This window comes from Modicisalibacter tunisiensis (assembly GCF_020148005.1).
GTDB lineage: Bacteria > Pseudomonadota > Gammaproteobacteria > Pseudomonadales > Halomonadaceae > Modicisalibacter > Modicisalibacter tunisiensis.
On sequence record NZ_JAGXFD010000001.1, the window covers coordinates 1,192,745 to 1,205,732 of the forward strand.

The following is a 12,988-nucleotide window of genomic DNA, read 5'->3' on the forward strand; positions in this document are numbered from 1 at the left end:
CGTGCGGCAGTAAGCCCGCTCAGTCGGCGTCCGCGCGCTGGCGGTAGTCCTCGGCGCGCAGGTCGTACTTCTTGAGCTTGTCGTAGAGGGTCTTGCGCGGCAGTCCCAGGTGCTCACAGACGATACTGACCCGGCCGTGGTGATTGGCGAGCGCCTGACTGATCAGACTCTTCTCGAACAGCTCGACCTGGCGGGGCAGGGTCAGGGCACCGGCGGCGCTGTCGTGGCCTTCCAGCAGGTGATCCAGGCGGTAGTCGTAGGCCGCGCCCAGCAGCACGAAGCGCTCGGCGAGGTTGCGCAACTCGCGCACGTTGCCCGGCCAGTCGTGGGCCATCAGCACCGAGACGCCGGCAGCATCCAGCGGCGGCGCCTCGAGCCCGCTGCGGTTGGCGGCGACCACCGCGAAATGCTGAAAGAGCAGCGGCACGTCCTCGCGGCGTTCGCGCAGCGGCGGAATCGGCAGGGTCACCACGTTGAGTCGGTAGTAGAGGTCCTCGCGGAACTCGCCGCGCTCGGCCGCGGCCTTGAGGTCCACCTTGGTGGCGGCGATCACCCGGATGTCCAGGGGCACGGCGCGGTTGGAGCCCAGGCGCTCGATGGTGCGTTCCTGCAGCACGCGCAGCAGCTTGACCTGCAGCGACAGCGGCATCGACTCGATCTCGTCGAGGAACACGCTGCCGCCGCTGGCATGCTCGAACTTGCCGATGCGCCGCTCTACCGCGCCGGTGAAGGCCCCCTTCTCGTGGCCGAAGAGTTCGGATTCGATGATGTTCTCCGGCACCGCCCCGCAGTTGATGGCGACGAACGGCTGGCCGCCGCGCCGGCTGCGTTCGTGCAGCGAGCGCGCGACCAGGTCCTTGCCTACCCCCGTCTCGCCGAACAGCAGCACGTCGGTTTCCACCTGGCTGATGCGCTGTAGCATGGTGGTCAGATGCTGCATGGCCGGCGTGCGGCCGACGATGCGGGGTCCGGGGGCGGCGCGCTGGGCCTCCAGCTCGGCCTTGAGGCGGCGGTTCTCGAGGCTCAGCCGGCGTTTCTCGACGGCGCGGCGCACCACGTCGGTGAGCCGCTCGCCGGCGAAGGGTTTCTCGAGGAAGTCCCAGGCGCCCTCGCGCATCGCCTCCACCGCCGTGGAGATGTCGCCGTGGCCGGTGATCAGGATCACCGGCAGATCGGGGTCGCGACGGCGCACTTCGCGCAGCAGCGCCAGACCGTCCATGCCGGGCATGCGGATGTCGCTGACCACCACGCCGGGGAAGTCGGCCTCGAGCCGGGCCAGCGCGGCCTCGGCGTCGCCGACCGCCTGTGGCTGGTAGCCGGCCAGTTCCAGGGTCTGGCCGGCGGTGATGCGCAGGTGTTCCTCGTCGTCGACGATCAGCACCGGAGTGGCATCCGACTCATGCATGGCGTTCCTCCTCGGGGGGCGGCTCGGCGGTGGCCGGTTCCGCGCAGGCCGGCAGGGTGATGGTGAAGCAGGCGCCGCCGGATTCGGCGTTGTCGGCGTCGAGCTGGCCGCCCAGGTCGTCGATGATGCGCGCCGAGATCGACAGGCCCAGGCCCAGCCCCTTGCCGGTGGCCTTGGTGGTGAAGAAGGGCTCGAAGACCCGGCCGAGATGCGCCTCGGCGATGCCCGGGCCATTGTCGCGTACCTCGATGCGGACCGTCTCGCCGGGGTGGATGCGCAGCCACAGGTGCGGCTCGGGCGTCTCACTCATCGCCTGCAGGGCGTTGCCGATCAGGTTGACCAGCACCTGCTCGAGACGCACCAGGTCGGCGTGGACCCAGACGTCGCCGGGCGGCCAGTCGCGGGTGATCGTCACGCCGGCGTTGACCAGCCGCGAACGATACAGCCGCAGGGCATAGCCGAAGCTGGCCTGCACGGAGACGGGCGTCAGGTTGTCGCCGCTCTTGCGCGAGAACTGCTTGAGCTGGGCGCTGATCTCGGCCATGCGCGCGGTGAGCTCGACGATCTGCTCGAGGTTGGCGTCGGCGGTCTCGTGGCGGCCGCGTTCGATGAAGGCCCGGGCATTCTCGGCGTAGGCGCGGATCGCCGCCAGCGGCTGGTTGAGCTCATGGTTGATGCCCGCCGCCATCTGGCCGAGGACCGCCAGCTTGGCGGCCTGGACCAGCTCGTCCTGGGTCTGGCGCAGGCTGGCCTCGGCGCGCTTGCGTTCGTCGATCTCCGAGGACAGCCGCTGGTTGGAAGCCAGCAGGTCGCGGGTGCGTTCGGCGACCCGCTGCTCCAGCTGGTCGCGGGCGCGGGCCAGGGCGTGCTCCTGGGCCTTGCGCTCGCTGATGTCGAACACCGTGGCCAGCCAGCGTTGGCCGTGGGGGCTGACCAGCCGGCTGACGGTGAGTTCCAGCGGAATGCCGTCGCCGCCGGGGCGCAGCGCCAGCACCTCGATGGCCGGCGACTGGCGGGTGTGGCGCAGGGCGGCGATGCTGCGCGCATCGGCCGGCGAGAGCAGTTCGGTGAGATGGCGGCCCTCGACGCTCTGCGGCGTGTGCCCGAACAGCGCCTGGGCGGTGGGGTTGAGGTAGGTCAGGGCGGCGTGCTCGTCGAGCACCAGCAGGCCGGCACGGGTGCGGTCGATGATGCCGCGCACCCTTGCCTGCCCCTCGGCCAGGGCGCGGCGCTCGCGATTGGCGAACAGCTCGCGCTCCCGGCGCAGGCGCCAGCGCTGCCAGCCGATGCCGCCGGCGAGGATCACCACGCCGTAGAGGCCGGCGGCGAGGATACCGGCCTGCCACTGGGCGCTTTCCAGGGAGTGCAGCGGCTTGAGCATGCGCATCCGCCAGCCCAGGGTCGGCAGCTCGCGGGTCACCGAGAGGAATCGCTCTCCCTCCAGCGGGCCGTCGCCGAAGGTCATCAGGCGCGAGCCGTCGCTGCGTCGCCCCAGGCGGGTCAGGTCCAGGGTCGGCAGGTGGGCGCCGTCGTAGCGGCGCGTGGCGTCCAGGTGTTCACGCTCGTCGGGCTGCAGCGGGCGCAGGCTGGCCAGGCGCAGCGCCGGTGAGCTGGCCATGAACACCACGCCGTTCTCGTCGCTGATCAGCAGCTCGCCGTTCAGGCTCGTCCAGTTGGCCTCCAGCGGCGCGACGAGCACCTTGACTACCAGCACGCCGGCGATATGCCCGCCCTGGGCATCGGTGACGCGCACCGGCGCCGAGAAGTAGTAGCCGCGCTCGCCGGATTGCGTGCCCAGGCCGTAGAAGCGCCCCATCCGGCCCTGCATGGCGTCGAGGAAGTAGGGGCGAAAGCCGTAGTTCTGGCCGACGAAACTGTGCGGCAGGTCCCAGTTGCTGGCGGCGAGGGTGGTGCCGGTGTCGTCGAGCAGGTAGATGTCGGAGACGTCGGCGATGCCGCGGAAGTCGTCGAACAGGCGGTTGAGGCGCATCACCGCCGCGGGATCGCCGGGATGGGTGACGGCGTAGCGCACGGCCTCGCGGCTGGCCAGCAGGTGCGGCAGATAGTCGTGACGAGACAGGTAGGCGGAGACGCCGGCGGCGGACAGCCGCAGTTCGTTGCGGCCTTCGGCGTACAGGGCGTCGAGCGCTTCCTCGCGGGCCAGCAGGGAGACCTGCCAGACACTCACGGCCAGCCCCAGCGGAACCAGCAGCAGCAACAGTCGCCGCCAGCGTTTGGGCAAGCGGGTGGCCTGCATGGGCGCTCCTCGGATCTCGTGGACGTCAGTCGCCGCGTTCGGGCAGGGCCTGGGCGCGACGCAGGGCGCGCTGGGCCCGGGTCTCGGCCCGTTCCAGCTCGAGCAGGCCCTCCTCGACGAACACCAGGTGCTCGTGGGCCAGCAGCCGGGCGTCCTCCGGGCGGCCCTCGAGGATGGCGTCGAGCAGCGCGCGGTGCTGGGTCATCAGCTGCTTGCGGGAGCCGGGCTTCTCGAACAGGTGAGCGAGGTTGGAGACGATGCTCTTTTCCAGCAGATGGAAGATGCCGCGAATGGTGTGCAGCAATAGCACGTTGTGGCCGGCCTCGGCGATCGCCAGGTGAAAGGCGGCGTCGGCCTTGGCCTCGCGGTTGGGGTCGTCCTGCAGCGCCGGCTCGGCGTAGCTGGCCTCCAGCTCCTCGAAGCGGCGGATCAGCAACTCCTTGTCGGCCGGGGTGGAACGCAGGGCCGCATAATAGGCGGCGATGCCTTCCAGGGCGTCGCGGAACTCGAGCAGGTCGAGGTGGAATTCGCCGTGACGCGAGAGCATCTCCAGCAGCGGGTCGCTGTAGCCGCTCTTGAGCTCCTCGCTGACGAAGGTGCCGCCCCCCTGGCGGCTGTTCAGCAGGCCGCGTGCCGAGAGTTTCTGGATCGCCTCGCGCAGTGAAGGGCGCGAGACACCGAAGCGCTCGGCCAGCTCGCGCTCCGGCGGCAGCCGTTGCCCCGGCGCCAGGCTGCCTTCGAGAATCATCGACTCGAGACGTTCGGTGATGACGTCGGCGATACGCGGTTGTCGGACCGGCTGATAGACCATGGCGTATTCTCGGGATACCGGGTGGCTGGGCTCGCTCCGGGGGAGCGGTCGGCAGATTGTGTCAAAGGTGCGACAGGTCGGCTAATGTCAAATTGGTTTTACCAATTCTAGCGCGATACCGAGCGCTCGCAACCTCGCTGGCGAAAGGGGATTTCAGTGGTATGACAACAAGTTGCCGGTGCCGCTCGGGCAGGCAATACCAAAGTCTAAAGCACCGGAGGGCGAGTTTGTTACTCTGTCGTTTGACTCTCGCCTAACCTTGCCCATAAGGTTCTCCAACATCAATTGTCAATTGGTTTTACCAATTAGAGCTCGGCGCCAGCGCGGCGCGGTGCCCGGGTCGCGACGCAACTGGCTCGAGGAAAGGACATGACGCCACTCAAGCAATACCCCCCCAGGCCGGACAAGGTGTACTTCTACGGCACCTGTCTCATCGATCTCTTCTATCCCGGCGCCGGGCTCGACGGTATCCGCCTGCTCGAGCGGGAGGGCATCGAGGTGGTGTTTCCCGACGACCAGACCTGTTGCGGCCAGCCGGCCTACACCTCGGGCTACCATGACGAGGCCCGGGCGGTGGCGGCCGCGCAGCTCGACCTGTTTCCCGAGCCATGGCCGGTGATCGTGCCGTCCGGCTCCTGCGGCGGGATGATGCGCACTCACTATCCGCAGCTGTTCGCCGGCACCGAGCGCGAGGCGCAGGCCCGCGAGCTGGCCGGGCGGATCTTCGAGCTGACCGAGTTCCTGGTGCATGTCTGCCATGTGAAGCTGACCGATCGCGGCGAGCCGCAGCGCGTGGCGATGCATACTTCATGCAGCGCCCGGCGTGAGATGGGCGTGGCCGATACCGGCCCGGCGCTGCTCGGCCAGCTCGAGCGGGTGGAACTGGTCGAGCAGGCGCGCGCGGCGGAGTGCTGTGGCTTCGGTGGGACCTTCGCGGTGCGCCATCCCGAGGTCTCGGCGGCGATGGTCGACGACAAGACCCGGGCCATCGAGGAGGCCGGTGCCGAGCACTTCGTGACCTCGGACTGCGGCTGCCTGATGAACATCGACGGCCACCTCGAGCAGCAGCAGCGGCCGGTACGGGGTGAGCACATCGCCAGCTATCTGTGGAGGCGCACCTCATGAGCGTTCAGACCTTTACCCCGCAGGCCTTCCATCGTCAGGCTCACGATGCGCTGGGCAACCCGCAGATCCGCAGCAATTTCCGGCGCGCCATGGACGGGCTGATGGACAAGCGGCGCAGTGTCTTCAGCGAATGGGACGTGGAAACGCTGCGCGAGTTGGGCGCCAACATTCGCCTGCGTGCGCTGTCGCGGCTGCCGGACCTGCTCGAGCAGCTCGAGGCCAACTGCCAGGCCAACGGCATTCGCGTGCATTGGGCCAGCGACGGCGACGAGGCCTGCCGGATCGTCCGCGAGATCTGTCAGGCGCGCGAGGCGAAGTCGGTCATCAAGGGCAAGTCGATGGTCTCTGAGGAGATGCACCTCAACGCGCATCTCGAGGAGGCGGGCATCGAGGCGCTGGAGTCGGACCTCGGCGAGTACCTCGTGCAGCTCAACGAGCAGACGCCCTCGCACATCATCATGCCGGCGATCCATCTCAACACCGACGAGATCTCGGACATCCTCCACGACAAGACCGGCACCGAGCGTACCCGCGACGTGGACGCCATGACCGCAGCGGCGCGGGCCCAGCTGCGCGAGCGCTTCATGGCCGCCGACGTGGGCATCTCGGGGGTCAACTTCGCGGTCGCCGAGACCGGCACGCTGTGCCTGGTCGAGAATGAGGGCAACGGCCGCATGACCACCACGGTGCCGCCGGTGCACATCGCGGTGACCGGTATCGAGAAGGTGGTCGAGCGCCTGCGCGACGTGCCGCCGCTCTATGCGCTGCTGACCCGCTCGGCGACCGGCCAGCCGGTGACCACCTACTTCAACATGATCTCCGGGCCGCGCCGGGCGGACGAGCATGATGGGCCCGAGGAGGTCCATCTGGTGCTGGTCGACAACGGGCGCTCGGCCATCTACCAGGACGACGAGCTGCTCGACACCCTGCGCTGCATCCGCTGCGGGGCGTGCATGAACCACTGCCCGGTCTACACCCGGGTGGGCGGGCATACCTACGGCACCACCTACCCGGGGCCGATCGGCAAGATCCTGATGCCGCACCTGATGGGGCTGGAGGCGACCCGCGACCTGCCCAGCGCGTCGAGCCTGTGCGGGGCCTGCGGCGAGGTCTGTCCGGTGAAGATTCCGATTCCCGACCTGCTGGTGCGGCTGCGCAAGGAGTCGGTCGGCGAGGGGCGCGGCAACGTGCCGGGAGCCGGGGTCAAGCGCAACCGCAAGGAGGTCTTCGCCTGGAAGAGCTGGCAGTGGCTGGCCACCCATCCCGGGGCCTGGCGGGCCGGTACCGGCATGGCCGGCAAGCTGCGCGGGCTGGCGCCGTCGACGCTGCGTCCCTGGACCGACTACCGCACCGTACCGAAGCCGGCATCGACCACGCTGCATGCGCTGGTCAAGCGCCATCGCCAGGACCACGACACCACCGGGGAGAGCGAGTCATGAGTGCCCGCGAGACCATTCTCAAGCGCCTGCGCGAACGTGCCGACGGGGCGCTGAGTGCGCCCGAGAGCGACTTCTCGGTGATGACCGGGCGCGGCTGGACGCCCGCCGAGCGGCTGGCGCGTTTCGAGTCGATGATCACCGCGGTGCACGGCGAGGTGCATCACGCCGCGCGGGGCGAATGGACGCAGGCCCTGGCCGCCGTCCTGCGCGACAAGGGCGTGACCCGACTCGGTGTGGGGCGCGAACACCCGGTCGCCGTCGAGGCGCGGGCGGCGCTGGCCGACGGCGGCGTGATGCTGGTCGATGCCGACCGTGATATTGCGGCCTGGAGTCGCGAGCAGTTCGAGACGCTGGAGGCCGGCCTGACCTCGACCCGGGGTGCCATCGCCGAGACCGGCAGCCTGTGGCTGTGGCCGACCCCCGACGAGCCGCGCCGGCTGAGCCTGGTGCCGCCGCTGCACATCGCCGTGCTGGACGCCGAGACCATCGAGGACACCTTCTTCGACGTGGTCGAGGCTCACGGCTGGGCGCAGGGCATGCCCACCAATGCGCTGCTGATCTCCGGGCCCAGCAAGACCGCGGACATCGAGCAGACGCTGGCCTACGGGGTCCACGGCCCTCGCGAACTGGTGGTGATCGTGCGCCATGCTGACGCCCCCGGGCAGGCGGACGCATGACGCCGGCCTATCGTGACCTGCTCGAGGCGCTGCGCGAAACGCTGCCCGACGAGCGCCTGATCCATGATCCGCTGCGCCTGCTGGCCTATGGTTCCGATGCCAGCTTCTACCGGCTGATTCCGCAGTTGGTGGTGCGCCCTCTCGACGAGGCGGAGCTGGGTGTCGTGATGCGCGCCTGCCGGGAGCGCGGGCTGCCGATGACGTTTCGCGCCGCGGGCACCTCGCTGTCCGGCCAGGCCGTCGGTGATTCGGTGCTGATCCAGCTCAACCAGGGCTGGCGCGAGTACGCGATTCTCGACGCGGGGCGGGCGATCCGTCTGCAGCCGGGGATCATCGGCGCCCGGGCCAACCAGCTGCTGGCGCCGTACGGGCGCAAGATCGGCCCCGACCCGGCGTCGATCGGCAGCTGCATGATCGGCGGCATCGTTGCCAACAACGCCTCGGGCATGTGCTGCGGAACGGCGCAGAACAGCTATCGCACCCTGCGCGATCTGCGCGTGGTGCTGGCCGACGGCACCTGCCTGGATACCGCCGACCCGGACAGCGTGGCGGCCTTCAGGGATTCGCACGACAAGCTGCTCGACGAGCTGGAGCGGCTGGGGCGCGAGACGCGGGCCAATACGGCCCTCGCCGAGAAGATCCGTCACAAGTACCGGCTGAAGAACACCACCGGCTATGCGCTCAACAGCCTGGTCGACTACCGCGACGGCCTGGATATCCTGACGCACCTGATGATCGGCTCCGAGGGCACGCTGGGCTTCATCAGCGCCATCACCTACGACACCGTGCCCGACGAGCCCGAGAAGGCGGCGGCGCTGATCTTCTTCCCCGACATGGCGACCACCTGCCGGGCGACCATCGCGCTCAAGGCCACGCCGGTCTCGGCGGTGGAGCTGATGGACCGGGCGGCGCTGCGCTCGGTGGCCGACCAGCCCGGCATGCCGGAGGCGCTGGCGACCCTGCCCGAGGGGGCGGCGGCACTGCTCGTTGATGTGCGCGGCGACGATGCCGGGCAGCTGTCGGCACGCATCGAGGCGGTTCAGTCGGCCCTGCAGGGGGTGGCCACGCTGGAGCCGGTGGCCTTCACCCGCGATCCGGCGCAGTACGCCCTCTACTGGAAGATCCGCAAGGGGCTGTTTCCGGCGGTGGGGGCGGTACGCGAGGTCGGCACCACGGTGGTGATCGAGGACGTCGCCTTCCCGGTCGAGCGTCTCGACGAAGGCGTGCTGGCGCTCACCGAAGTGTTCCGCCGCCACGGCTACGCTCAGGCGATCCTCTTCGGTCATGCGCTGGAGGGCAACCTGCACTTCGTCTTCCCCCAGGGGTTCGAGAAGCCGGGCGAGACCGAGCGCTACCGGGCGCTGATGGAGGACGTGGCGCAGCTCGTGGCGGTCGAGTATGGCGGCTCGCTCAAGGCCGAACACGGTACCGGGCGCAACATGGCGCCCTTCGTCGAGCGCGAGTGGGGCACCGAGGCCTATGCCCTGATGTGGGCGATCAAGGCACTGTTCGACCCCGACAACCTGCTCAACCCCGAGGTGATCCTGAGTCGCAACCCGACCCTGCATCTGGAGAGCCTCAAGCCGCTGCCGGCCGCCGACCCGATTGTCGATACCTGTATCGAGTGCGGCTTCTGCGAGTCGGTGTGCCCGTCGCGGGCCCTGACGCTGACGCCGCGCCAGCGGATCGTCGTGCGTCGCGAGATGGCCCGGCTCGAGGTCCTGGGCGAGCAGGCCGACGCCGAGGCCCGCGAACGGCTGGCGACGTTGCGCGAGGGGTACGTCTACGACGGCATCGATACCTGCGCGGCCGATGGGCTGTGCGCGACCCAGTGCCCGGTAGGCATCAACACCGGCGATCTGGTGCGGGCGTGGCGGCACGATCACCAGGCCGGCAAGGCGGGGATGGCGCATCGCATCGGGGCCCATTTCGACGGCGTGACGCAGCTGGCCCGCGGCGTGCTCAAGGCCGCCGACACGACCCATGGCCTGCTGGGGACGTCGGCGATGACGCGACTCACCGGCACCCTGCGGCGGGCCAGCGGTCGGCGCCTGCCGCAGTGGCTGCCGACGCTGCCGGATGCGGCACCGGTGCGCGTGCTCGAGCGGCCGCGCCGCGCGAAGCCGGGGGCGCCCCGAGTGGTCTACCTGCCCTCGTGCGCGACCCGGGTGTTCGGTCGCTCGCGGGGGGATGACGAGACGCGCTCGGTAATGGAGGTGACGCTGTCACTGCTCGACAAGGCGGGCTTCGAGGTCATCCTGCCGGAATCGCTGGGCGGGCAGTGCTGCGGCATGGCATTTCAGTCCAAGGGGCAGTTCGCGGAAGCCGACCGCAAGGCGGGTGAGCTCAACGCCGTCCTGCTGGCCGCCAGCGAGAACGGCCGCTATCCGGTTCTCTGTGACACCAGCCCCTGCACGCTGCGCATGCAGGAAACCCTGGATGCGCGTCTCGCGCTGCACGAGCCGGTGGGCTTTGTGCACGACCAGGTGCTGCCGCGGCTTGCCATCACGCCCAAGAAGGCGCGTGTCGCCGTGCATGTCACCTGCTCGAGTACGCGCATGGGGCTGGCCGATACCTTCATCGCCCTGGCCCGGGCCTGTGCAGAGGACGTGGTAGTGCCGCCGGAAATCACCTGCTGCGGCTTTGCCGGTGACAAGGGCCTGCAGGTGCCGGAGCTCAATGCCTCGGCGCTGACGGGGTTGGCCGAGGCGGTCGCCGGCTGCGAGGTCGGTTACTCCAACTCGCGGACCTGCGAGATCGGCCTGGCGGCGCACGGCGGCATTCCCTATCGCTCGATCCTGTCGCTGGTCGATGAGGTTGGGCGCCCGCGGGAAGCGGCGGAAAGCGCGGCAAAATAGGACGTGTGGCGGGGTGATCGAATTTTTCGACCTTGGTCGCAAGAAAGGGCTTGCATCCCGCCGCTCTGATCCGTAAAGTACGCATCCGCTGCCGACGACGGGACACGTCACCGGCGGTATTGAGGAGAAGCAAGTGGTTGTTTCCTCGAGGGTTTTTGGAAGGTCGCGATGAAAATCGCCCTTGCCAAACCGCTTCGAGACGCCTAGAATGCTCTCCCACGATTCGGCAGGCCGGCGGCCGCCGCGGGATCGGTTGTCACCGATCGCCACGACGCCAAACGCCGCTTGACACGCCGGGCCGAATCGGTAGAATACAGCCTCTCTCGCAACGAGGCGCTCAACGAGCAACGGTTGCGACGCTCTTTAACAATTCGATCAGGTAATTCATGTGGGCGCTTGGCCGAGATAACGGTGACACGTCACCAAATATCAAGGCAAGCGACTCGTCAAGAGACGTTTGAACCTTGAGTCAGGTTTGGTTCCACCTTAGGAACTATCAGACTTTAAACTGAAGAGTTTGATCATGGCTCAGATTGAACGCTGGCGGCAGGCTTAACACATGCAAGTCGAGCGGAAACGATCCCAGCTTGCTGGGAGGCGTCGAGCGGCGGACGGGTGAGTAATGCATAGGAATCTGCCCGGTAGTGGGGGATAACCTGGGGAAACCCAGGCTAATACCGCATACGTCCTACGGGAGAAAGCAGGGGATCTTCGGACCTTGCGCTATCGGATGAGCCTATGTCGGATTAGCTTGTTGGTGAGGTAACGGCTCACCAAGGCAACGATCCGTAGCTGGTCTGAGAGGATGATCAGCCACACTGGGACTGAGACACGGCCCAGACTCCTACGGGAGGCAGCAGTGGGGAATATTGGACAATGGGCGAAAGCCTGATCCAGCCATGCCGCGTGTGTGAAGAAGGCTTTCGGGTTGTAAAGCACTTTCAGCGGGGAAGAAAGCGTGCCGGTTAATACCCGGCACGGACGACATCACCCGCAGAAGAAGCACCGGCTAACTCCGTGCCAGCAGCCGCGGTAATACGGAGGGTGCAAGCGTTAATCGGAATTACTGGGCGTAAAGCGCGCGTAGGCGGCCTGTTAAGTCAGATGTGAAAGCCCCGGGCTCAACCTGGGAATGGCATTTGAAACTGGCAGGCTAGAGTGCAGGAGAGGAAGGTAGAATTCCCGGTGTAGCGGTGAAATGCGTAGAGATCGGGAGGAATACCAGTGGCGAAGGCGGCCTTCTGGACTGACACTGACGCTGAGGTGCGAAAGCGTGGGTAGCAAACAGGATTAGATACCCTGGTAGTCCACGCCGTAAACGATGTCGACTAGCCGTTGGGTCCCTTGAGGACTTAGTGGCGCAGTTAACGCGATAAGTCGACCGCCTGGGGAGTACGGCCGCAAGGTTAAAACTCAAATGAATTGACGGGGGCCCGCACAAGCGGTGGAGCATGTGGTTTAATTCGATGCAACGCGAAGAACCTTACCTACCCTTGACATCCTCGGAACTTGGCAGAGATGCCTTGGTGCCTTCGGGAACCGAGAGACAGGTGCTGCATGGCTGTCGTCAGCTCGTGTTGTGAAATGTTGGGTTAAGTCCCGTAACGAGCGCAACCCCTATCCCTATTTGCCAGCGATTCGGTCGGGAACTCTAGGGAGACTGCCGGTGACAAACCGGAGGAAGGTGGGGATGACGTCAAGTCATCATGGCCCTTACGGGTAGGGCTACACACGTGCTACAATGGACGGTACAAAGGGTTGCAATCTCGCGAGAGGGAGCGAATCCCAGAAAGCCGTTCTCAGTCCGGATCGGAGTCTGCAACTCGACTCCGTGAAGTCGGAATCGCTAGTAATCGTGAATCAGAATGTCACGGTGAATACGTTCCCGGGCCTTGTACACACCGCCCGTCACACCATGGGAGTGGACTGCACCAGAAGTGGTTAGCCTAACTTCGGAGGGCGATCACCACGGTGTGGTTCATGACTGGGGTGAAGTCGTAACAAGGTAGCCGTAGGGGAACCTGCGGCTGGATCACCTCCTTAACCGACACGTCACCGTGTCCGGTCAAGTGTCCACAATGAATTACCTGATCGGCCAGAGCAACGACTGTTTGGGTCGAGGACCCAGTGGTAAGCCGGGTCTGTAGCTCAGTTGGTTAGAGCGCACCCCTGATAAGGGTGAGGTCGGCAGTTCGAGTCTGCCCAGACCCACCAAATCCTAGCCATGACAGCGTTATTTCGTGAATCGCCTAGCAGGCTAGGCGTCGCCTCGAAATGCCTTGTCCTGACCAGGATTGCCAAGGATGAAAGCGCAAGCTGACGTTCTTGACGTGATTGGGGGCCTTAGCTCAGCTGGGAGAGCGCCTGCCTTGCACGCAGGAGGTCACCGGTTCGATCCCGGTAGGCTCCACCATCA

Annotated in this window: 7 protein-coding genes, 2 tRNA genes and 1 rRNA gene; 7 read left to right on the forward strand and 3 right to left on the reverse strand. The window is 67.0% G+C overall.

Annotated features, from left to right (window positions below; all coding sequences use genetic code 11):
- Positions 1 to 19 precede the first annotated feature (19 nt).
- Genes KGQ91_RS05460 through KGQ91_RS05470 form a run of 3 tightly spaced genes read right to left on the reverse strand, consistent with a single transcriptional unit; the run spans position 20 to position 4,473 of the window.
- A complete protein-coding gene (locus KGQ91_RS05460; RefSeq protein WP_224415941.1) occupies positions 20 to 1,405 on the reverse strand; it encodes a sigma-54-dependent transcriptional regulator in 1,386 nt (461 codons plus the stop codon).
- Positions 1,398 to 3,662 (reverse strand): ATP-binding protein, encoded by a 2,265-nt coding sequence (locus KGQ91_RS05465; RefSeq protein ID WP_224420486.1) that lies wholly within the window; start codon positions 3,660 to 3,662, stop codon positions 1,398 to 1,400. Before KGQ91_RS05465 ends, KGQ91_RS05460 begins: the two co-directional genes overlap by 8 nt.
- 25 nt (positions 3,663 to 3,687) lie before the next feature.
- The gene (locus tag KGQ91_RS05470) at positions 3,688 to 4,473 is read right to left on the reverse strand and encodes a GntR family transcriptional regulator (RefSeq protein ID WP_224415939.1); all 786 of its coding nucleotides are present in this window, start codon (positions 4,471 to 4,473) and stop codon (positions 3,688 to 3,690) included.
- A gap of 369 nt (positions 4,474 to 4,842) precedes the next feature.
- Between KGQ91_RS05470 and KGQ91_RS05475 the strand changes: the two genes are divergently transcribed.
- The 7 genes from KGQ91_RS05475 to KGQ91_RS05505 all read left to right on the forward strand — a co-directional run bounded on the left by KGQ91_RS05475 (position 4,843) and on the right by KGQ91_RS05505 (position 12,985).
- The gene (locus KGQ91_RS05475; protein ID WP_224415938.1) at positions 4,843 to 5,598 is read left to right on the forward strand and encodes a (Fe-S)-binding protein; all 756 of its coding nucleotides are present in this window, start codon (positions 4,843 to 4,845) and stop codon (positions 5,596 to 5,598) included.
- Positions 5,595 to 7,037: a LutB/LldF family L-lactate oxidation iron-sulfur protein gene (locus KGQ91_RS05480; RefSeq protein ID WP_224420487.1), complete on the forward strand. Its 1,443-nt coding sequence runs from the start codon at positions 5,595 to 5,597 to the stop codon at positions 7,035 to 7,037. The genes KGQ91_RS05475 and KGQ91_RS05480 overlap by 4 nt, the downstream gene beginning before the upstream one ends.
- Complete coding sequence (locus KGQ91_RS05485) at positions 7,034 to 7,714, forward strand: LutC/YkgG family protein (protein ID WP_163647820.1); 681 nt, start codon at positions 7,034 to 7,036, stop codon at positions 7,712 to 7,714. Before KGQ91_RS05480 ends, KGQ91_RS05485 begins: the two co-directional genes overlap by 4 nt.
- Positions 7,711 to 10,572 carry an FAD-binding and (Fe-S)-binding domain-containing protein gene (locus tag KGQ91_RS05490; protein WP_224420488.1) on the forward strand — a complete coding sequence of 954 codons (2,862 nt, stop codon included), beginning with the start codon at positions 7,711 to 7,713 and terminating at the stop codon, positions 10,570 to 10,572. The genes KGQ91_RS05485 and KGQ91_RS05490 overlap by 4 nt, the downstream gene beginning before the upstream one ends.
- A gap of 505 nt (positions 10,573 to 11,077) precedes the next feature.
- A 16S ribosomal RNA gene (locus KGQ91_RS05495) occupies positions 11,078 to 12,615 on the forward strand.
- A 94-nt stretch (positions 12,616 to 12,709) separates the two neighbouring features.
- Positions 12,710 to 12,786: transfer RNA gene (locus KGQ91_RS05500), tRNA-Ile, on the forward strand.
- Between the two features lie 123 nt (positions 12,787 to 12,909).
- Positions 12,910 to 12,985, forward strand: a tRNA-Ala gene (locus tag KGQ91_RS05505).
- Positions 12,986 to 12,988 lie beyond the last annotated feature (3 nt).